Below are 21,494 nucleotides of genomic sequence, written 5' to 3'. Positions count from 1 at the left end.
AAGGCTTTGCGGCTTTCCATTGTCGGGACTACTAGTCCGAACAACGGCTTTTTGGCGTTTGGGTCGATCAAAATTCTGGCCGCTAAATCGTGTGTCGGGAACAAGGCATGTTCACCGCGCCTACAGAATAATTTTGAGCGTCCGTACCAGCCGCGCCACCAGCGCCGCGTTGCTCTCACTCTCGCGTTTCAGCGCCAACAGACAGTCGAAAACGTCTTCCGGCAACCAGACCAGAAACATCTTTTCGCCTAACTCTTTGCGGTGGGCACGGTACTTCCTTTGCACCGCTGCGCCTTTGCTGATCGGTGCAACGCCGGCCACCCGGCACCATGAGCCGGTCTGAAGCAGGCGGGCCGCCTCGGCTTCATTTACCTCCCGCGTCTGCGAGCGCGGCGCTAACAGCACGGATTTCATCTTGCCCATCACACACCCTCCTTCACCCGCGTCAATCGTTCGCTATCGTTCACTACTGTTCATGAACACTTAAACCCGCGCCCAGCAAGGCTTTCAGGGGTGTTTTCACCCGTTCACGCCCACGCTACCTCTCACACACACAAAAACAATTAAAAAATGATTTTTTAATTAATTTCACCCGGCAAAATAATTAATTTCTGGAGAGAGAGGGAGTAGTAGTGAACACATATATAAATACCTCTCAAACCCTTTGCTGGTGCGGGGTTTACTGTTCACTGAACACTTCATGAACCGTTCTGAACGCTTGAACGCTACCCCGGGTGTCACTCTTCCCTTAGCCGCACCACCGCCAGCCGCACTACCCGCCCGTTGGGGTGGGTGGAATCGAGGCGGCTTTCCTCGGTTTCACCGAGCGCCGCCAACTGGAATAGCGCAACATCCAGGTCTTTGGCCGACAGCCCCGAGTGCCGCAACAACGTCGAGCATGGCACCCATCCAGCCTTCACGGCGTTGGCCTCGGCCTTCGACCCCGATCTTGTCTTGAGTTCGCCGCTTAGAATGCGCGGTATCAGATCGCGCAGCTTGGCTGCATGTTCTTGTACCGCGCCCCCGTGCATGTGCTTTTCGACGAAAGCCAATACCGCTGCGTTGGATGCCCGTACCGCTGCTGCTGCCCATTCGACGTGCGCCAGAGTGACAACCGGCGCGGTGGGGCTATCCCACACGGCCAATACTCCGGCGATGCGCTCGGTTTTTTCCGCGCTACGCACATGTAGGGCTTTGGCGAAGGGTGACGATGCCCCATGGGCGCTTCGGTCGAACTCCATCAGCAATTCACCGAGCCGGGCCTTGCCCTCCGGCGTGTCGTTGACGGTAATGTCGGTCGTCGTCTGGCCGTCGATCATCAACATGCGCTTGCCGGGGGCAAGCTGAACGGCCACCGCTGCATCCTTCACGGATTTCGGCAGCGTCAGTTCACCAATGTCGAGGCGTGGCAAGGGGTGATCCTCGCCCAGCACGAACAGGAACCGCCCGAGCAAGCCGTCCGCCACGTTGTCAACGGTGACGGCCTGCCCCAGCTTCTTCGGTGTGGCAAAGCCGATCAGGCTCAGAACAGGATGCTGCACCGTTCGCGGTGGCTCCTTCATGTTGGCTCTAGCACGCGTGCGGTGGGCGCTCTTGCCTGCACCGAACAGCTTGAGCAGGTTGGCTGCCATCTCTATCTGGTAAGAGGGGGCGCGGCTGTTGGTGACGGCTTGCAGGAAGTGGGCGATTTCGTCAATTTCCAGCAGCATGCCATGGCGGCTCACAAGGAGGTCTTCCAGCGCTTGTCCTGATGCCGGTTTGCCGAAGACTTGGGCTCCTGCCTGTGCTGCCACCGCGATAGCCGTCTGGAGCGGTTGTTCCTTGCCCTCGCCCGTATCGGCGATGCCGCAGCCGTACAGGTTGAGCCGGCCCCCATTGGGCCGCTTGTAATAGCCGCTACACCCCGCCGCCATGCCAATCAGCACTGCCAGACAGATCAACCCCGGTTGGTCCTTGAAGGCGGTGTTACGCGCCGCTTTGACGGCCTCGGCCATCGGTCCCTTGAACGGTGACGGGAATGGCACCACGCCTGATTTGACCTCTTCTTGCTCCTTCAACATTCCCCCCAAACTGTCGTCGAGGACGGCATCGGCGGGTGAAGCAATAGGGTGGGGTGGTCCCACTGTTTCGAACGTCAAGGGAATGAACGGGGCTTCAGAATGGTCGGGGTCGAAAAAGATTTCGACGTGTGCGCCATTATCCAACCATACATGTTCCACGCCGGAATACTGTGCTGCCCACGCGTCGGGAAACCAGTACATGGCGCAATAGCCGAAATCGGTTTTTTCAATATACGTCGGCACCCGGCGCAGCAAATCGAACGGCAGGGATTCAAGCGGCTCGGTGGTGTACACGTTGATAATCACCAGCCGCTTGCCGTCATGGTAAATACCCTCGCCGTTGAACAGGCATACTCCGTCCAAAACCTCGTCAGCGACCACTTCCAAGGCTGTTTTCAGAGTGTAGCGTTCGGAGCGTTCTTTATAGGTCGGCGGGTAGGGAATACCGCCCCGGTGCGCCAGCCAGAGTTTTTGACCATCTAGCGTGGAAAGACTCTCGGTGGCGATGCTATACTGGTTTTGCAGATTCCCTTCCTGTGCCCGCTCCATTTCCCCGATGGGCGGGCTTTCCTTTTTCAGCTTCATGATTATCCCCCTCTGAAAATGCCACGACGTTATTCCGTCACCGCGCCGGCTTCGATAAATTTGTCGAGATCGACTTTCCGGTAAAACACCAGACGGCCAATTCGCAAATACGGAATAAACGGTTTTTTGTCGCAGCGCCACTGATTCAGTGTGGATACTGCAATGCCGAGATATTGAGCTGCCTCAACGTTATTAAGGCGCTCGAACGCGGTGTCGATTTTGGTGACAGCCATGATGTTTCCCCTCCAAACTAAGCTGGTGAATGCGCCAGTACATTTGACGATTTTCACCATACTCGCAGGAATGGAAGCGAAGCAAATCCCAGTTGCCACGGTTTTTTAAAGCCGATTTTTAAATTCCGAACAAAACAAAATGGGCTGGTGTTTTCACCAGCCCATTGTCGTAGGGGTAATCAGGATGTGTTTTACGGGATATGTATCATAACGGCTATGAGGTGTCGCTATTTTGCACTCAGGCCAAACGGTCAGTTATCGAAACCACGTTACCCTTGGCGAACTCGGCCTGCTGGTCGAGCCAGTCGGCGACCGCTTGCCAAGCCTCACGAAGCTGCTGTTCCGATTTGCGAACGTAATGCCTACCAGTGATATCACCCGCTTGTCGGTGATTCAACATTTTTCGGAGGCAATAAGTTGATACCAGCGGTTCGGCGATACTGGCGAACGTACTTCTTAACATTTTGCGATTGAAAGGGACGCCGCATTTTTCCCGAATGGCAGCGACGGCTTCATATGACCATGCTGCTTTGAACAACAGTTCACCCGGCGCTTTATCTGCCGCCTGCTTTTCGACGATGGCCCAAGCTTGTTTTGACAGCACCAAGGTATGATCGCCCCGGTTTTTGGTGTCGAACAAGGTAATCGTTTGTCGCTTGAAGTCGATATTTTCAACCTTGATTTCCAGCGGTTCGGATGGCCGGCAGCCGGTCAGGGCCAGAAACTGGATGTACCGCACTGTGGCGGTTTCCTCCATCTCACTCAGGGCCAGCCACCACCGGCCAATATCTTCCGGCTCAATGGATTTATCCGCTGCATGCGCGGGTGGCAGGGTGATGCGGTTGCGCCGCGCCGTGCTCTTATCGAAGGGACTGCCGGCGGTGGTGACGCCATGGAAATTCAGCGTCGCCCGCAAAATTTGCATGGCGTAGGCCGATTGCCGTTCACCGCGCAGCTGGGCGGCGCTATAGCAGTCGTGGATGTCGTCGCTGCTGATCTGGTCGATCCGCTTTTCGGCCAGCGGTGCCAACAGGCCGGGCTTCGTGACGCGCCCGGTGGATTTGGTAGCGCTGCCCTTGACCGCTTTCAGGTAATCGCGCCGGGTCGATTCCTTCAGGGGTTTGCCGTCTGCACGGCGGGCTCGCTGGGTGTATTCCATCAGCGCCTCCCGTAGTGTCATCGCGGCTGGCTTGGCTCTCTCGGCCCGCTTGGCGGCGTTTGGTGACTCACCGCCTGCCAGCTTGCGGATGGCTTCCAGCGCCTTTGTTCGCGCCATGGCGATGGTGGTGTCGGGGTAGGTGCCACATGAAACGCGCACCGGTTCGCCACCGGCTGCACGCCTGAATACAGAGAACGACTTGTGCCCGGTGGCCGTGACCCGCAACGCGAGTCCGTTCACCTTGTCGTCGTAGACGGTAATGCGCTTGCCGGGCTCGGGCAGCGGCAGCGCGTCGAGCTTGCCCTTGGTGAAGGTAAACCGGGACGATTCCATGGTGTCATCTCCTCGCTGGGGTTACTCATGGGGTTACGTTGTAGCCGTAACCCTGACAATTTCAGTGTAACCCCGACAAAGATGACTTTCTAGGAAACCCTTGCTGGGCAAGGCTTTAACAAGGAAGATGGAACTAGAACTAATCCCCACAAACATGTTAAAACGGGGAGCCAGGCTCCCCGTTTTTTTAATCTGGCACAGCCGCTCAGCGTGCCACCGGCTCGGCGCTGATTTCCACCGTGGCACTGGAGCCGTCCAATACCCGGCGTGGCTCGCGGCTGGCCAGGCGCAGCTCGCCATCGACGAAGACCCGTGCCTCCACGACGTAGTGCCCATCGGCCTGGATGGCGTGGCGGTCATAGCACAGCGAGAACCCGGCGGGGAAGGTCGGGGGCTGTTCCAGGTATTGTTCCGCCAGAACGCGCGGCGGAGCATCGCTGTGGCTGACATCGAGCAGGGTCACACGCACCATGCTGCCAGCGCGCTCGAGCGGGCTGCCCGCCAGCGACACGGTGCCGTTGAGGTAAGCGGGGGTATAGCCGCCTTGCGTGGCGCAGCCGCTCAACACCAGTGCGGCCAGTCCCAGCAGGGCGTGTCGGCGCTTCATCTCAGTTCTCCACCGGGGTCAGGGCAGGGGTGCCGAGCAGAACCTGGTTGCCTTCGGTCGAGCGCCAATCGCCCTGCACCCGCCACTGCTTGCTCTTGTCTTCCAGGTGCAGATACCAGTGGTTGGCCGGCGCGGGCTTCACTGTGCCCTGGTAGACGTTGTCGCTGACGCGGTGCAGTGTGATGTGCTGGTCGAAGTCGTCCTGGGCGGGGTGCAGCAGTTGCAGCTCCAGCTCGGCCGGCAGCGGCTGCTTGCTGCTGGTGATGACGCGCACCTGGCGCATGTCGTCACTGAACAGAACCTGGGCCGACAGCCCCATGGCCTTGGCCACCTCATCGCGGTGCAGTTGCTTGTTGATTTCCTTGCCTTGCTGGTAGTAGTCGTCCACCACCATGCCGTCGTCGCTCTTGACTGCGATGCCGAAGGTGACGAAGGCCGCGATCACGACGATAGCGGGGCCCGCCATCAGCAGCCATGGCCAGCGCTCCCGATACCAGGGACGCGAAACATTGAGGGCCTTCTGCATCTCTTATTCTCCGATGAAACTTGATTTTTCTTCCACGCGCAGCGCCTGATCGTCGGCGGACTGGATCACGAAGTGGATTTCGTGGCTGCCCTTGGTGGCGTATTGCGGGTCGGCCTCGACACGTACCGGCACGGTTTCGGTTTCGGTACCCTTGACCGTGATGATCGGCTTGTCGGTTTCCAGCTTGATTCCCGGCAGACCCTCGACTGTGAGCTGGAAGCGCTGGGTTCGTTCCGAGACGTTGATGATTTTCACGCTATAGCTGTTCTCCAGCCAGCCTTCGTCGGTTTCTCTGACCAGCGAGGCGCGGTCACGGATAATGTCCACCTTAAACGGCTTGCGTTGCGAGAACGAGACGACGGCAGCGATCAGAATGGTGAGCAGAAGCAGCGAGTACAGCACCACGCGCGGCCGTTTCAGGCGCGACACGATCTCCTTCTCGCTGTATTTGCCTTCCAGGGCATTTTCCGTGGTGTAGCGGATCAGGCCACGCGGGTAGCCCATCTTGTCCATGACCTCGTCGCAGCCGTCGATACAGGCGGCACAGCCGATGCATTCGTATTGCAAACCGTTGCGGATGTCGATGCCGACCGGGCAGACCTGCACGCAGATACTGCAGTTGATGCAATCGCCCAGCCCTTCGCTGCGCGGGTCGAGGCCTTTCTTGCGGGCGCCACGCGGTTCGCCGCGCTTCTCGTCGTAGGAAATGATCAGCGTATCGGCGTCGAACATGACGGCCTGGAAGCGGGCGTACGGGCACATGTACTTGCACACCTGCTCGCGCATCATGCCGGCGAACAAATAGGTGAAGCCGCCGTAGAAGAACATCCAGAACGTTTCCCACGGACCGTAATTGAAGCCCGGCGCGGCGGCGACCAGATCCCGGATCGGCGTGAAGTAGCCAACCAGGGTGAAACCGGTGACCAAGGAGAACAGCACCATCAGCGTATGCTTGGTGAACTTGATGCGGAACTTGGTGAGGTTCATCGGCTGCTTGTCGAGCTTCATGCGCTTGTTGCGGTCGCCTTCAACCCATTGCTCGATCCACAGCATGATCTCGGTGTACACCGTCTGCGGACAGGAATAACCGCACCACAGCCGACCCGCGATGGTGGTCCAGGCAAACAGACCGAAGGCGCTGCATATCAGGAGGGCGGCGAGATAGACGAAGTCCTGCGGCCAGATGGTCAGCCCGAACAGGTGGAACTGGCGGTTGACCAGGTCGAAATGCACGGCCTGGCGACCGTTCCACATCAGCCAGGGAATGCCGAAGAAGACGAGCTGAGTGCCCAGCACGAACACGATGCGCCAGTTGTTGAACAGGCCTTTGACGCTGCGCGGATAGATTTTCTGACGCTCTTCGTACAACGACACTTCCGTGGTGTCCTGTGCCGCATTCTTCTGCGTGGCACGTTGCTCCACCTTGATGGGGATATCTTTCAGTGATTCGGGCATCGTGATTTCCTGCGAAAAGATTTTGGGAAAGCGGTGTATACCGATTTGCCGAAAGCTTCTATTAAAAATTTTATATTATGTTTGCATGCTAAGCATTGGTGCCAAGCAATACTGCCCGCGACGAGCGGGCAGTATTGCGAATCAAGACTTACTGAGCCTTGGTGTTGTTGGACAGCCCCCAGACGTAGGACGCCAGCAGGTGTACCTTGCCTTCGCCGAGGAAGTCCTTCCAGGCCGGCATCTGGTTGTTGCGACCGTTGGTGATGGTCTCGATGATGGTCTTTTCGGTGCCACCGTACAGCCAGATGTTGTCGGTCAGGTTCGGAGCCCCCATGGCCTGGTTGCCTTTGCCGTCCGGGCCATGGCAGGCCGCGCACACGGCGGAGAAGGTTTCCTTGCCGCGAGCCGCGCGGTCGGCGTCATGTTTCTTGCCGGACAGCGACATCACGTAGTTGGCCACGTCCTTGACCTTTTCCTCGCCGAATGCCGCACCCCAGGCCGGCATCTGACCGTGACGGCCGATGGTGATGGTCTCCTCGATCTTCTGCGGCGTGCCGCCATGCAGCCAGTCGTTGTCGGTCAGGTTCGGGAACCCCTTGGCGCCGCGGGCGTCAGAACCATGGCACTGCACGCAGTAGGTCTGGAACAGGCGCTTGCCCATGGCCTGGGCTTCCGGATTGGCCGCCACGGTCTGGATGTCCTGCTTCAGGAACTTGTCGTACAGCGGCTGGTACTTGGCTTCGGCCTGGCTGCGCTCCTCGTTGTACTGGCCGACCGACGTCCAGCCGCGGATACCCTTGAAGGTTCCAAGGCCGGGGTAGAGCACTAGGTACACCGCGCCGAACACCAGGGTGATGTAGAACAGCATCATCCACCAGCGCGGCAGCGGGTTGTTGTACTCCTCCAGGTCGTCGTCCCAGACATGGCCGACGGTCTCGACCTTCTCGCCCTTCTTCAGGTTGGTCTTGGACTGGCTGAAGAGCAGGTAGGCAAGGCCTACGATGCCGACGATTACCACGACGGCGATGTATACGCCCCAGAAATCACTTACGAAATCACTCATTGTTTTGCTCCGTTGGAGGCCGGCGAGTCCTTGCCGGCCTCCTGCACCTTGTCGTCATCGAGGAACAGCTGGTTGGCTGCCTCCTCGTACCGTTTCTTGGATTTCTTGCTGTAGGCCCCCAGCAGGATCACGATGAACACGACGAAGCAGAACACCGTGAACAGGCTGCGCCCCAGATTGGTCCAATCCATGGCTTAACGTACGTTCTTGAGTGCAAGACCGAGACCTTGCAGGTAGGCGATGACAGCGTCCAGTTCCGACTTGCCTTGCGCCTGGGCGGTTGCCTCGGCGATGTCCTTGTCGGTGTACGGCACGCCTACCTTGCGCAGTGCGGCCATCTTCTTTGGCAGCACTTCGGCGTCGACCAGGTTCTTGGCCAGCCACGGGAAGGCCGGCATGTTGGATTCCGGTACCACGTCGCGCGGGTTGGTCAGGTGCACGCGGTGCCATTCGTCGGAATAGCGGCCGCCGACACGGGCCAGGTCCGGGCCGGTGCGCTTGGAACCCCACAGGAACGGGTGGTCGTAAACCGACTCGCCGGCCACGGAGTAGTGACCGTAACGCTCGGTTTCGGCACGGAACGGGCGGATCATCTGCGAGTGGCAGACGTGGCAGCCTTCGCGGATGTAGATGTCACGCCCCGCCAGTTGCAGCGCGTTGTACGGCTTGACGCCGGCGACCGGCTCGGTGGTGGATTTCTGGAACATCAGCGGTACGATTTCCACCAGGCCGGCCACGCTGATCACCAGGACGGTCAATACGATCAGGTAGCCGACGTGCTCTTCAACCAGTTTCTGAATCTTTTCCATGTTCTTCTTAACCCTTTCCGCTTAAGCGTGTGCCGAGGCGGTGACGGACGGGATCTTGGCGTCAACGGCGCGACCGGCAGTGACGGTACGGAAGGTGTTGTAAGCCATGACCAGCATACCGGTCAGGTACAGGGCACCACCCAAGAGGCGGACAAAGTGGTACGGGTAGGTGGCCTTGACGACTTCGGCGAAGGCGTAGGTCAGGGTGCCGTCCGGGTTCAGTGCGCGCCACATCAGGCCCTGCATCACGCCGGAAATCCACAGTGCGGCGATGTACAGCACCACGCCGACGGTAGCGAGCCAGAAGTGAGCTTCGATCAGCTTGACGCTGTGCATTTCTTCACGGCCGAACAGGCGCGGCAGCAGGTAGTACATCGAGCCGATGGTGATGAAACCGACCCAACCCAGAGCGCCGGAGTGCACGTGGCCGATGGTCCAGTCGGTGTAGTGCGACAGGGCGTTCACGGTCTTGATGGCCATCATCGGGCCTTCGAAGGTGGACATGCCGTAGAACGACAGCGAGACCACCAGGAATTTCAAGATCGGGTCGGTGCGCAGTTTGTGCCAGGCGCCGGACAGGGTCATGATGCCGTTGATCATGCCACCCCAGGACGGTGCGAACAGAATCAGCGAGAACACCATGCCGACAGACTGGGTCCAGTCAGGCAGGGCGGTGTAGTGCAGATGGTGCGGGCCGGCCCACATGTAGGTGAAGATAAGCGCCCAGAAGTGCACCACGGACAGGCGGTAGGAGTACACCGGGCGACCAGCCTGCTTCGGTACGAAGTAGTACATCATGCCGAGGAAGGCGGCGGTCAGGAAGAAGCCCACGGCGTTGTGGCCGTACCACCATTGCACCATGGCGTCGACGGCACCGCTGTACACCGAGTAGGACTTCCACATCGTCACCGGGATTTCCAGGTTGTTGACGATGTGCAGCAGCGCCACGGCCAGGATGAAGCCACCGTAGAACCAGTTGGCTACATAGATATGCTTGACCTTGCGGATGGCGATGGTGCCGAAGAACACGATGGCATAGGCGACCCAGACGATGGTGATCAGGATATCGATCGGCCATTCGAGCTCGGCGTATTCCTTGCTGGACGTGAGTCCCAGCGGCAGGGTGATGGCCGCGGCCAGGATCACCAGTTGCCAGCCCCAGAAGGTGAAGGCAGCCAGTTTGTCCGAGATCAGCCGGACGTTACAGGTGCGTTGCACCACGTAGTACGAGGTGGCGAACAGGCCGCAGCCGCCGAAGGCGAAGATGACGGCGTTGGTGTGCAGCGGGCGCAGGCGGCCGAAGTGGAAGTAGGGCCCAAAATTGAGCTCCGGCCACACCAGCTGGGCGGCGATGACGACGCCCACCAGCATGCCAACAATGCCCCATACGACGGTCATGATGGCAAACTGGCGCACCACCTTATAGTTATAAGTGGATTGCGATTCCATTTACGATTCTCTCCAAGGTTGCTAACTCAGAACTTTTTTACAATCCGTGGCGACTTGAAGCCCGGTTTTCCGTCCCCATGTGGAAAGGGACTTCAACTCGCTGAAATTCCGAACTTGAGATAAATCAAGGGCATGATCGTTGCCCGGGGCGCGCCACTGCTCGCTCATGGCGGCAACAGACGCAGTTTCCCCCTTTATTTATCTGATCATTCTAAAACAATTGCATTGGCCGGACCAGCCGTGGCTTGTGCTTTTGGCGCCTATCGTCCGGCATTTCGGTCCGCGGAATTTCCCTCCCGGGTGCTCTCACCCGATGCTGCGACTGTTCCGGATTATATTGTCATCAGGCAAGGGACCTTTGATTTGGATCAACTCGGCTTGCCGGGCAGCATTCCGCGCAGTGCGATGCTAGAATCGGCGCTTTTCGCCATGACAGGTAATTCGCCATGACCGTGCCCGTCTGCTACCAGATATCCCCCCTCTCGCCTGAAGCCCATCTGTTCGAGGTCGTCATGACGGTGGCGCGCCCGGCCCGCGAGGGGCAGATCGTGCGTTTGCCGGCCTGGATTCCGGGCAGCTACCTGATCCGCGAATTCGCCCGCCAGATCGTGACGCTGCAGGCCGAGTCCGCCGGACAGGCGGTGGCGTTGACCCAGCTCGACAAGCATAGCTGGCAGGCGGCGCCGGTGGCGGGGACGTTGACCCTGCGCTATCAGGTCTACTGTTTCGACCTGTCGGTGCGGGGCGCGTACCTCGATGGCGAGCGCGGCTTTTTTAACGGTAGCAGCGTGTTCCTGATGGCGGAAGGCTACCAAAGTAGCCCCTGCGAGGTGGCGATCCTGCCGCCCGCGGGCAAGGCATTCGCCGACTGGCAGCTGGCCACTAGCCTGCCGGCGCACGAGGTCAAGAAAAAATCCGGGTTCGGTGTCTACCGCGCAGCCGATTACGACGAGCTGATCGATCACCCGGTGGAGATGGGGGTGTTCGAACGGGTCAGCTTCAAGGCCTGCGGCGTGCCGCACGAGTTTGTCGTCGCCGGCCGTTTCCGTGCCGACCTCAAGCGCCTGGCTCGCGACGTGAAGAAGATCTGCGAATGGCAGATCAATCTGTTCGGCCAACCTGCGCCGTTCGAGCGCTACGTGTTTCTGCTCTACGTCGGCAAGGACGTCTACGGCGGGCTGGAGCATCGCGCCTCGACCGCGCTGTTGGCCAATCGCGACGACCTGCCGCAGGCGGGCGACAAGACCATCGGCGACGGCTATCTGCGCCTCCTGGGGCTGATCAGCCACGAATACTTCCACAGCTGGAACGTCAAGCGCCTGAAGCCGGCGGCATTCTCCCCCTACGACCTGAGCCGGGAAAACTATACCCGCCTGCTGTGGGCGTTCGAGGGCGTGACCTCGTATTACGACGAGCTGACCCTGGTGCGCTGCGGGCTGATCGACGAGAAACGTTACCTTGGCCTGCTCGCGGAGACCATCAGCGGCGTCGAGCGGGGGGCCGGGCGGCGCAAGCAGACCCTGGAAGAATCCAGTTTCAACGCCTGGACCAAGTACTATCGTCAGGATGAGAACAGCCCCAACAGTCTGGTCAGCTACTACACCAAGGGTGCCTTGGCGGCCTTGGCATTGGACTTGCTGATCCGGCGCGAGAGCGGCGACGCCAAGTCGCTCGACGACGTGATGCGCGCCTTGTGGCAGAAGTGGCTGGCCGACGGCCAGGCTCTGGCCGAGGACGAGTGGGAGCGCCTCGCGGCAGAGGCCACCGGGCTCGATCTGCGCGCCTTCTTCGATGGTGCGCTGCGTTCCACCGCCGATCTGCCGTTGCCGGAGCTGCTGGCGAGCCAGGGGGTGGAGATGGCGCTGGCGCCGGCCGAGGGGGCGAACGACCGCGGTGGTGTGGTCGACGCGCTGGCAGGCAAGCCGGCGCGGGCGGTGCTGGGCGTGCGCAGCGCCAGCGACCCGCTCGGGGTGAAGCTGACCCACGTGCTGGATGGCGGCGCTGCGCAGCAGGCCGGCCTCTCCGGCGGCGACGTGGTGGTGGCGCTCGACCGCCTGAAGGTGGGCGATCTGGACAAGGCGCTGGCGCGCTTCCAGCCGGGCGAGACGGTCAAGCTGCACGCCTTCCGGCGCGACCAATTGATGACGTTCAACGTGCTGCTGCAGGCGGCCCCGGCCGATACCTGCCGGCTGTTGCTGAAACCTGCCGGCGCGCGCTGGCTCAAACACTGAAACACGGATTCCGCCAGGCCCGCCATCGCCGGGCCGAATTGTCGCTGCGGCGCTATCCCGCCGCAGTGGTGTCTGCGCGGCTGGCCGACCACGCCAGCGAGCAGCAGCAGGGCGGAATCACCTGAAACGGCCCTTGATTAGGTGAAGACATGGCCCAGCAACCCGAAGTGAAATACCTGAAACATTACCAGGCCCCCGCGTTCAACCTGGACCGCGTGGACCTGAAGTTCGACATCTTCGACGAGGTGACGCGTGTCTATTCGCGCCTGCTCGTGCGGCGCCATAGCGGTTATGACGATACCGAGCTGCGGCTCGACGGCTGCGCCAAGCTGGTGGCGGTGACGCTCGACGGCGAAAGGTTGGCCGAAGGGCGCTACCGCCTGGGCGACGAGACGCTGGTGATCGCCGACGTGCCGGACAGTTTCATCCTGGAGATCGAGACCGAGCTCGTTCCGGCCGCCAATACCAGCCTGATGGGGCTCTACGCTTCCAACGGCAACCTGTTCACCCAATGCGAGCCGGAGGGCTTTCGCAAGATCACCTATTACCTCGACCGTCCGGACGTGATGTCGAAGTTCACCACCACCATCGTCGCCGACAAGCAGAAGTACCCGGTGCTGTTGTCCAACGGCAACAAGGTGGGCGAGGGCATGGTCGACAAGAAGCGCCACTGGGTGCGCTGGGTCGACCCCTACCGCAAGCCGGCCTATCTGTTCGCGCTGGTGGCGGGGCGGCTGGCGGTGCGGCGCGACAGCCACACCACCCCGGGCGGGCGCCAGGTGACGCTGGAGGTGTGGACCGAGGCGGCCGACCAGGACAAGGTGGCGCATGCCATGGAGTCGCTCAAGCGCGCGATGAAATGGGACGAGGACCGCTTCGGCCTCGAGTACGACCTCGACATCTACATGATCGTGGCGGTCGGCGACTTCAACATGGGGGCGATGGAGAACAAGGGCCTCAACATCTTCAACACCAAGTACGTGCTGGCGCGACAGGAAAACGCCACCGACGACGACTTCCACAACGTGGAGGGCGTGATCGGCCATGAATACTTCCACAACTGGACCGGCAACCGCGTCACCTGCCGCGACTGGTTCCAGCTGTCGCTGAAGGAAGGGCTGACGGTGTTCCGCGACCAGGAGTTCTCGGCCGACATGTCGAGCCGCGCGGTGTGCCGCATCAGCGACGTCAAGCAGCTGCGCGCCTTGCAGTTTCCGGAAGACGCCGGCCCGACCGCGCACCCGATCCGTCCCGAGTCGTACATCGAGATGAACAACTTCTACACCATGACGGTGTACGAGAAGGGCGCCGAGGTGGTGCGCATGTACCAGACCCTGCTCGGCCGCGACGGCTTCCGCAAGGGCATGGACCTGTACTTCAAGCGCCACGACGGTCAGGCCGTCACCTGCGACGACTTCCGCGCCGCCATGGCCGACGCCAACGGTGTGGACCTGGCGCAGTTCGCGCTGTGGTACAGCCAGGCCGGCACGCCGCTGTTGAGCGTGAGCGGCCAGTACAGCCCGGCCGAGCAGAGCTACACGCTGACGGTAAAGCAAAGCTGTCCGGCGACGCCGGGGCAGTCCGACAAGCAACCGTTCCACATCCCGCTGGCGCTGGGCCTGTTGGGCGAGGACGGCGCCGACCTGCCGTTGCGGCTGGAGGGCGAGAGCGACGCGGCGGGCACCTCGCGCGTGCTCGACGTGACATTGGCCGAACAACGCTTCGTGTTCGTCGACGTCCCGGCCGAGCCGGTGCCGTCGCTGCTGCGTGGCTTCTCGGCGCCGGTGCGGCTCGACTTCGCCTGGCGCGACGACGAACTGGCGTTCCTGATGGCGCACGACAGCGATCCGTTCTGCCGCTGGGAGGCGGGCCAGACCCTGGGGCAGCGCCTGTTGCGCCAGCAGATCGCCGAGCGTCAGGCCGGGCGCCAGGGCTCGTCCTCCGAAACGCTGGTGGCGGCGTTCCGCGCCGTGTTGAAGGACCATGCCGCCGATCCGGCGTTCAAGGCGCTGATGCTGGCGCTGCCTGCCGAGGCGGAACTGCTGGAACTGGTCGACGATGCCGATCCGGTGCTGATCCACGAGGTGCGCGAGGCGATGCTCGACGGTCTGGCGCAGGCGCTGCGCGGCGAGTGGCACGAGGCCTACGATCTCTACCAGACCCGCAGCTACCGGCCGCAGGATGCCGGCAAGCGCGCGCTGAAGAACCTGGCGCTGGCCATGCTGTGCCGTCTCGACGACGTCTGGCCGGCCGAAGCGGCGGAAACGCAGTGCCTGCAGGCCGACAACATGACCGACCAGATGGGGGCGCTGTCGGCGCTGCGCGACCGCGCCGGCGCGGAGCGCGACCACTGCTTCGCCGAATTCGCCCGGCGCTGGCAGGACGACGCGCTGGTGATGGACAAGTACTTCATGCTGGTGGCGAGCTGCCAGCTGCCGGACACGCTGCCGCGCGTGCGCGAGGCGCTGGAACACCCGGCCTTCTCGCTGAAGAACCCCAACAAGGCGCGTGCGCTGCTGGGCAGCTTCGGCCGCAACCAGCTGCACTTCCACGCCGCCGACGGCTCCGGTTACCGTTTCCTGGCCGAGCAGGTCGCCGCCATCGACGCCTTCAACCCGCAGGTGGCGAGCCGGCTGGTGCAACTGTTCAACCGCTGGAAGAAACTCGAGCCGGTGCGCCGAGGCCTGATGAAGGCCGAGCTGGAGCGTCTGCTGGCGTTGCCGCTGTCGCGCGACGTGTACGAGATCGTGTCGAAGAACCTGGACGCCTGAGCCCCGCAAGCCCCGGTTCTCGCGGACGGCACCAAACCGTACGGCCCATGGCCGTGCGGTTTTTTTGTGCCCGGCGTGGATGGGCTCAGGCCGCGTTCTGGCTCGGCGGCGACGGGGCAGTGTTGAGGCGGGAGCAAACCCCGTACAATCCGCCGCATCCTGTTTGTGGCCGATTTCATGACCCACCCCAAAACCACGCCACCCAAACCCGGGCTGCATCCGCGCAACGCGCATCGTCAGCGCTACGATTTCGCGGCGCTGATCGCCGCCTGTCCGGATCTGGCACGCTTCGTCGCCCGTAATGCCTACGGCGACGACAGCGTGGATTTCGCCGACCCGGCGGCGGTGAAGATGCTCAACCGGGCATTGCTGGCGCACCATTACGGCATCGCGCACTGGGATATTCCACCCGGCTACCTGTGTCCGCCCATCCCCGGCCGCGCCGACTATATCCATCACCTGGCCGACCTGCTGGCCGCCAGCAACGGCGGGGCGTTGCCGGCGCGCGTCAACGCGCTCGACGTCGGTGTCGGCGCCAACTGCGTCTATCCGATCATTGGCCGCGCGGTGTACGGCTGGCGCTTCGTCGGCTCGGACATCGACCTGCTGGCGCTGCGCTCGGCGCAGGCCATCGTCGACGCCAACCCGGTGCTGGCCGGGGCGGTCAGGCTGCGCCGCCAGGCGTCTTCGGCCAACGTGTTCCGGGGCGTGATCAAGCGCGACGACCGTTTCGACCTCACGCTGTGCAACCCGCCGTTCCACGCCTCGGCGCAGGAGGCGGAGGCGGGCACGCGCCGCAAGCTCACCAACCTGAGCGGCAAGCGGCCGGCCAAGACCGTGCTCAACTTCGGCGGCCAGCATGCGGAATTGTGGTGCGACGGTGGCGAAGCGGGTTTTCTGCGCACCATGGTCAGCGAGAGCGCCAGCTTCGCCCGGCAGTGCTGCTGGTTCTCGTCGCTGGTGTCGAAGGAGGCCAACTTGCCGGGCCTGTACCGCGCGCTCAAGCAGGCCGGTGCCCGCCGCGTGGAAACCATCGCCATGGCGCAGGGACAGAAGACGAGCCGGCTGGTGGCGTGGAGCTATCTGGACGAGGCCGGGCTGGCGGAATGGCGCGCCGCCCGCTGGGCGCGCTGAGAGCCTGTTTACGATCTGCTGCGCGTCGGCGATACGGCGTTAAAAACGTCTTCGGAATGCTCATTTACTGCTTGTAAACTCCGCTTCCTCAGCCGTTTTTGCCTTGCCTCGCTCTAGCTCGCGAGATCGTAAACAGGCGCTGAGGGCTCATCCGTCCCGCTCGTCCGCCGCGCCTTGATCTGGCGCATTGGCCAGGGGCTGGCGCCTATGATAGAAACCGCAGCATACCGATTTTGCTGAAAGACCCTATGAGCGCGCTCAACTTCGATCTCGACACCGCCATCGACGCCCTCGCCGAGCACGGCTGGATCGTCATCCCCCACGCCCTGCCGGCGGAGCTGACCGCGGCGCTGCGTGAATCCTGCCTGGACGTGTGGGAGGAAGGACTGTTCCACGAGGCCGCCACCGGCCGCGCCGACGGCCAGGCGCGGCGTGCCGAAATCCGTTCCGACTCGGTGCTGTGGCTCGACCAGGTGGCCGAACAACCGGCGGTGGCGGCGTACAACGCGGTGATGGACGAGGTGATGTGGGGGGTCAACCGCGGCCTCTACCTGGGCTTGGCCGAGCTGGAGTCGCACTTCGCGGTCTATCCGGCAGGCGCGTTCTACAAGAAACACCTCGACCGCTTCCGCGACGACGACGCGCGCACCCTGACCACGGTGTTCTACCTCAACGAAGGTTGGCCGAAGGACGCGGGCGGGCAGATCCGGCTCTATCTGGACGATGAATGCCAGCAGTTCGTCGACATCGAGCCGGAAGCCGGCACGCTGGTGCTGTTCCTGTCCGACTGTTTCTGGCACGAAGTGCTGCCCGCCCGCCAGCAGCGCCTGTCGGTCACCGGCTGGTATCGCCGTCGCAGCGGCAGCGTCCCCTGGTAGCGGGTTGGTCGCCTGCCGCGCCGGCCGAACGTGCCGCAGAAGCAAAGCCGCTCCCGTGCTAAAATCGATCGCGATCACCGAAAAATAAGCAAGGGATAAAGCGATGTCTGGCAATAGCATGGGCCTGCTGTTTACCGTTACCTCTTTTGGCGAAAGCCACGGACCGGCCATCGGCTGCGTCGTCGACGGCTGCCCGCCCGGCATGGAATTATCCGAGACGGACATCCAGCAGGAGCTCGACCGCCGCAAGCCCGGCACCAGCCGCCACGTCACGCAGCGCCGCGAACCGGACACGGTGGAAATCCTCTCCGGCGTGTACCAGGGCAAGACCACCGGCACCCCGATCGCGCTGCTGATCCGCAATACCGACCAGCGCTCCAAGGACTACGGCAACATCGCCGAGACCTTCCGCCCCGGCCACGCCGACTACACCTACTGGCACAAGTACGGCATCCGCGACCCGCGCGGCGGCGGCCGTTCCTCGGCGCGCGAGACCGCGGTGCGCGTCGCCGCCGGCGCCATCGCCAAGAAATGGCTGAAAGAGAAGCACGGCATCGTGATCCGCGGCCACATGAGCCAGGTCGGCGAGAAGCTCATCCCGTTCACCAGCTGGGAGCATGTTTCGGCCAACCCCTTCTTCGCCCCGGACGAGGCCATCGTGCCGGAGCTGGAAGCCTACATGGATGCGGTGCGCAAGAGCCTCGACTCGGTCGGCGGCAAGGTGCGCGTGGTGGCCGAGAACGTCCCGGTGGGCTGGGGCGAACCGGTGTACGACCGCCTCGACGCCGACATCGCCTACGCCATGATGAACATCAACGCCGTCAAGGGCGTGGAAATCGGCGCCGGCTTCGCCTCGGTGGCGCAGAAGGGCAGCGAGCACGGCGACGAGCTGACGCCCGAGGGTTTCGCCTCCAACCACGCCGGGGGCATCCTGGGCGGCATTTCCACCGGCCAGGACATCGAGGTCAACATCGCCATCAAGCCGACCTCCAGCATCGCCACGCCACGCCGCTCCATCGACAAGCAGGGCAACCCGATCATGGTCGAGACCCACGGCCGTCACGACCCGTGCGTGGCCATCCGCGCCACGCCGATCGCCGAGGCCATGCTGGCGCTGGTGTTGATCGACCACGCCCTGCGCCATCGCGCGCAATGCGGCGACGTGCACGTCGATACCCCGCGCATTCCCGGCCGGATCGGCTAGAGTGGTATGAGGCTCGATGCCTCATGCATAGCGTGCGGTTTTCAAGGATGTTCTGATCATGCTGAAAAATCTGCTGGGTAGCCTGACGGGGGGCTCTTCCAAGGAAGTGGAGCCCCCTCCCGCCGAGGCGGTTTCCGCTCCCGACACCGAGATGACCCTGGCGGCGCGCGAGCAGCCGGTCACCCTGCCGCCGACGCTGGGCTTCGTGTCCCATCAGCCGATCATGGACCGGCAGCAGCACGTGGTGGCGTACGAGTTCGCCGTGCGCAAGGCTCAGCAGGCGGCGATGACCGGCAAGAAGCAGTGCGAATTCGATCGCCTGATGCTCTCCACGCTGCAGAACATGGACGTGTTCCGCCTGCTGGCGTACCGCCGCGCCTTCGTCAACATCTCCATCGCCTCGCTCGACGAGCCCCTGCTCGACGAGCTGCCGGCCAAGAGCGTGATCCTGGTGCTCGACCCGATCAGTGACGAGCCGCTGACCGAGGCGCTGCTGCCGCGACTGGATGCCCTGAAGCAGAAGGGCCTGCGGTTTGCCGTCGAGCCGGCGCGCTACGACAGCCAGGCGTTGGCCGAGCGGCTGCAGCCGGAATTGTTCGGCCGCATGGATTTCATGGTGCTCGACTTCGCCGCGCCGTCCACGCGCGTGCTGGGGCCGATCCTCGACCAGCTTCCCAAGCGCTACCCGCAGGCACGCTGGCTGGCGCGCAACGTCGGCACCGCCGAGGAGCTGGACGTCTGCCTGCACGCGCCGGGCAGCCATCGCTTCGCGCTGTTCCACGGTTCCTTCGTCACGCTGGTGCGCGGCCTGGAAACCGGCAAGAGCGACGCCAGCCAGGTGCGGGTGCTGGAACTGATGCGCCTGTTGCGCGCCAACGCCGATACCCGCGAGATCGAGGCGCAGTTCAAGCTCGATTCGGTGCTGTTGTTCAAGCTGCTGCGCTTCATCAACTCGCCGGTCAACGGCCTGAGCCGCAAGGTGCAGAGCATCGAGGAAACGCTGATGCTGCTGGGGCGCGACACGCTGTTCAAGTGGCTGTCGATGCTGCTGTTCACCGCGCGCAAGGACGACGGCCGTTCGGTGGCGTTGCTCGAGAAGTCGCTGATCCGCGCCCGCTTCATGGAAAGGCTCGGCGCCTACCGGGGCAACAAGCTGGAAGCCGAGCACCTGTTCCTGACCGGCATGTTCTCCTTGCTGGATGCCCTGCTGAATATCCCGTTTCCCGACACGCTGAACGCGATCGAACTGCCGGCGCCGGTGCGCGAGGCCATCGTCAACCACAAGGGGCTGTTCGCGCCGCAGCTGCTGTTGGCCATGGCATGCGAGCAGGGCGACACGGCGCGAGTGCATACCATCGCCAAGATGCTGGAGTTCGACGACGAGCTGATCAACCGCTACCACACAGACGCCGTCCTGTGGACTCAGGAGGTGCTGCACCAGAGCGAGGTGCACAGCAACGTCGAGGCGGTATGAGCGGCAGTGGTGTCGCCATCCGCGCCAAGCAAGAGGCCCGGCAGATTGCCGGGCGGAGGGGTTATCGCGTGGCGTCGTCGGGGTAGCCGGCCGGATTCTGCTGCTGCCAGCGCCAGCTGTCGCGGCACATGGCTGCCAGGTCACGGCTGGCGCGCCAGCCCAGCCTCGCCTCCGCCTGTGCCGGGTCGGCGTAGCAGCAGGCGATGTCGCCGGCGCGGCGCGACGCGGTAGGGGATGTCACGTCCGCTGGCGTGGCTGAAGGCGGCCACCAGCTCCAGCACCGAGTAGCCGCGTCCGGTTCCCAGGTTCAGTGTCAGCACCCCGTCGTGGGCGCTCTCCACCGCGCGTGAATGGGCGACGGCGAGGTCCACCACGTGGATGTAGTCGCGCACCCCGGTGCCGTCGGGGGTCGGGTAATCGTTGCCGAAGACGTTCAGCGCTTCGAGCTTGCCCACGGCGACCTGGCTGATATAGGGCATCAGGTTGTTGGGGATGCCGTTGGGGTCTTCCCCGATCAGCCCGCTCTCGTGCGCCCCCACCGGGTTGAAGTAGCGCAGCAGGGTGATCTGCCAGCCGGGCTCGGACGCCGCCACGTCGCGCAGCACCTGTTCCATCATCAGCTTGCTGTGGCCGTAGGGGTTGCTCGGGCCGAGCGGAAAGTCCTCGCGGATCGGCACCGTGTGCGGATCGCCGTAAACGGTGGCGGAAGAACTGAACACCAGGCGGCGGACACCGGCCTCGCGCATGCATTCGAGCAGGCACAGCGTGCCGGCGACGTTGTTGTGGTAGTAGGTCAGCGGCTGGGCGACCGATTCGCCCACCGCCTTGAGCGCGGCAAAGTGGATGACCGCGTCGATGTCGTGCTCGCGGAACACGCGGGCAAGTGCCGCGCGATCACGGATGTCCGCCTGGTAGAAGCGTGGCGATTTGCCGCTGATGCGCGCCACCCGCTTGAGCGCTTCGCGCTTGCTGTTGCACAGGTTGTCGATGGCGACGATATCGTGCCCGGCGGCGAGGAGTTCGACGCAGGTGTGCGACCCGATGTAGCCGGCGGCGCCGGTAACCAGAATGGTGGCCATGCTTGGCTTTATTTCCTGCTTGTCTGTTCAGAAGGGCATTTTATGCGGAAACGCTGTCGGCGAGGGAATTGTGCGGTGGTCAACAAAAAACTATTTGATTATCAATTGTTTAGTTGTGTCGGTTGACAGGGGGGAGGCTGCCGTTTTGATGTCTATCCATGCACATCCGCATCCCCATTGGACTGCCCCGGCTCCAGTAGGCAATCCTGCCCTATGTTTTGAGCATAGGAGGACGCCCGTCGTGACATCTTCGATTACATCGAGATGATCTACAACTCAAAGCGCTGGCACCGTTCTGCAAACGGGCTATCGCCGGTAGAGTATGAGATGCAATATTTCCAACGGCTCACAAGTGTCTAGGGAAGCCGGGGCGTATATGGACTCCTCCCGGCTTGCTAGCATTTCACAGTTCAGGTCGTCGGATCGACTGCTCACGTATATCCG

At 62.5% G+C, this 21,494-nt stretch carries 18 protein-coding genes and 2 pseudogenes; 8 read left to right on the top strand and 12 right to left on the bottom strand.

Annotation, left to right across the window (positions count from 1 at the left end):
• Nucleotides 1-120: 120 nt before the first annotated feature.
• From AC3WG5_RS09655 to ccoN, 11 genes are all read right to left on the bottom strand, one after another.
• Nucleotides 121-423 (bottom strand): hypothetical protein, encoded by a 303-nt coding sequence (locus AC3WG5_RS09655; RefSeq protein WP_492568525.1) that lies wholly within the window; start codon nucleotides 421-423, stop codon nucleotides 121-123.
• Nucleotides 424-737: 314 nt separating this feature from the next.
• Nucleotides 738-2,645, bottom strand: coding sequence for a YfjI family protein (locus AC3WG5_RS09650; protein ID WP_492568524.1), 1,908 nt, complete (start codon nucleotides 2,643-2,645; stop codon nucleotides 738-740).
• 29 nt (nucleotides 2,646-2,674) lie between these two features.
• Nucleotides 2,675-2,878 carry a helix-turn-helix domain-containing protein gene (locus AC3WG5_RS09645; protein ID WP_492568523.1) on the bottom strand — a complete coding sequence of 68 codons (204 nt, stop codon included), beginning with the start codon at nucleotides 2,876-2,878 and terminating at the stop codon, nucleotides 2,675-2,677.
• A gap of 238 nt (nucleotides 2,879-3,116) precedes the next feature.
• Nucleotides 3,117-4,370 (bottom strand): tyrosine-type recombinase/integrase, encoded by a 1,254-nt coding sequence (locus AC3WG5_RS09640; protein ID WP_492568522.1) that lies wholly within the window; start codon nucleotides 4,368-4,370, stop codon nucleotides 3,117-3,119.
• 205 nt (nucleotides 4,371-4,575) lie between these two features.
• Nucleotides 4,576-4,977, bottom strand: coding sequence for a YbaY family lipoprotein (locus tag AC3WG5_RS09635; RefSeq protein ID WP_492568521.1), 402 nt, complete (start codon nucleotides 4,975-4,977; stop codon nucleotides 4,576-4,578).
• A 1-nt stretch (nucleotide 4,978) separates the two neighbouring features.
• Entirely contained in the window at nucleotides 4,979-5,503 is a 525-nt protein-coding gene (locus AC3WG5_RS09630) for a FixH family protein (protein WP_492568520.1), read from the bottom strand.
• 3 nt (nucleotides 5,504-5,506) lie between these two features.
• The gene (gene ccoG, locus AC3WG5_RS09625) at nucleotides 5,507-6,958 is read right to left on the bottom strand and encodes a cytochrome c oxidase accessory protein CcoG (RefSeq protein ID WP_482583040.1); all 1,452 of its coding nucleotides are present in this window, start codon (nucleotides 6,956-6,958) and stop codon (nucleotides 5,507-5,509) included.
• Between the two features lie 148 nt (nucleotides 6,959-7,106).
• Nucleotides 7,107-8,021 carry a cytochrome-c oxidase, cbb3-type subunit III gene (gene ccoP / locus AC3WG5_RS09620; RefSeq protein ID WP_008953114.1) on the bottom strand — a complete coding sequence of 305 codons (915 nt, stop codon included), beginning with the start codon at nucleotides 8,019-8,021 and terminating at the stop codon, nucleotides 7,107-7,109.
• Complete coding sequence (locus tag AC3WG5_RS09615; protein ID WP_008953113.1) at nucleotides 8,018-8,212, bottom strand: cbb3-type cytochrome oxidase subunit 3; 195 nt, start codon at nucleotides 8,210-8,212, stop codon at nucleotides 8,018-8,020. Before AC3WG5_RS09615 ends, ccoP begins: the two co-directional genes overlap by 4 nt.
• Nucleotides 8,213-8,215: 3 nt before the next feature.
• Nucleotides 8,216-8,830, bottom strand: a complete 615-nt coding sequence (gene ccoO, locus AC3WG5_RS09610; RefSeq protein WP_008953112.1) for a cytochrome-c oxidase, cbb3-type subunit II — start codon at nucleotides 8,828-8,830, stop codon at nucleotides 8,216-8,218.
• 21 nt (nucleotides 8,831-8,851) lie between these two features.
• Entirely contained in the window at nucleotides 8,852-10,279 is a 1,428-nt protein-coding gene (gene ccoN, locus AC3WG5_RS09605) for a cytochrome-c oxidase, cbb3-type subunit I (protein WP_014086303.1), read from the bottom strand.
• Nucleotides 10,280-10,411: 132 nt separating this feature from the next.
• Between ccoN and AC3WG5_RS09600 the strand changes: the two genes are divergently transcribed.
• The 7 genes from AC3WG5_RS09600 (at nucleotide 10,412) to AC3WG5_RS09570 (ending at nucleotide 19,971) form a co-directional block, all read left to right on the top strand.
• On the top strand, nucleotides 10,412-10,729 hold the full coding sequence (locus tag AC3WG5_RS09600) for a hypothetical protein (RefSeq protein ID WP_148282942.1): 318 nt from the start codon (nucleotides 10,412-10,414) through the stop codon (nucleotides 10,727-10,729).
• Nucleotides 10,726-12,510, top strand: a complete 1,785-nt coding sequence (locus tag AC3WG5_RS09595; protein WP_492568519.1) for a M61 family metallopeptidase — start codon at nucleotides 10,726-10,728, stop codon at nucleotides 12,508-12,510. Before AC3WG5_RS09600 ends, AC3WG5_RS09595 begins: the two co-directional genes overlap by 4 nt.
• 149 nt (nucleotides 12,511-12,659) lie before the next feature.
• Nucleotides 12,660-15,281: an aminopeptidase N gene (gene pepN / locus AC3WG5_RS09590; RefSeq protein WP_492568518.1), complete on the top strand. Its 2,622-nt coding sequence runs from the start codon at nucleotides 12,660-12,662 to the stop codon at nucleotides 15,279-15,281.
• Between the two features lie 177 nt (nucleotides 15,282-15,458).
• On the top strand, nucleotides 15,459-16,415 hold the full coding sequence (gene rlmF / locus AC3WG5_RS09585; RefSeq protein WP_492568517.1) for a 23S rRNA (adenine(1618)-N(6))-methyltransferase RlmF: 957 nt from the start codon (nucleotides 15,459-15,461) through the stop codon (nucleotides 16,413-16,415).
• A gap of 248 nt (nucleotides 16,416-16,663) precedes the next feature.
• Complete coding sequence (locus AC3WG5_RS09580) at nucleotides 16,664-17,293, top strand: 2OG-Fe(II) oxygenase (RefSeq protein ID WP_492568516.1); 630 nt, start codon at nucleotides 16,664-16,666, stop codon at nucleotides 17,291-17,293.
• 103 nt (nucleotides 17,294-17,396) lie between these two features.
• Entirely contained in the window at nucleotides 17,397-18,497 is a 1,101-nt protein-coding gene (aroC, locus tag AC3WG5_RS09575) for a chorismate synthase (protein WP_492568515.1), read from the top strand.
• A 58-nt stretch (nucleotides 18,498-18,555) separates the two neighbouring features.
• A complete protein-coding gene (locus AC3WG5_RS09570) occupies nucleotides 18,556-19,971 on the top strand; it encodes an EAL and HDOD domain-containing protein (RefSeq protein ID WP_008953105.1) in 1,416 nt (471 codons plus the stop codon).
• A 61-nt stretch (nucleotides 19,972-20,032) separates the two neighbouring features.
• On the opposite strand, the pseudogene galE reads toward AC3WG5_RS09570, so the two are convergent.
• Nucleotides 20,033-21,050 (bottom strand): annotated as a pseudogene (gene galE / locus AC3WG5_RS09565) (UDP-glucose 4-epimerase GalE).
• A 228-nt stretch (nucleotides 21,051-21,278) separates the two neighbouring features.
• Here galE and AC3WG5_RS09560 point away from each other — a divergent pair.
• Nucleotides 21,279-21,410, top strand: a pseudogene (locus tag AC3WG5_RS09560) (IS3 family transposase); the annotation flags it as partial.
• Nucleotides 21,411-21,494 lie beyond the last annotated feature (84 nt).

This window comes from Pseudogulbenkiania sp. FW507-F1 (assembly GCF_058781125.1).
The sequence above is the reverse complement of the archived record's forward strand: the minus strand, read 5'-3'. Positions and strand labels throughout refer to the sequence as shown.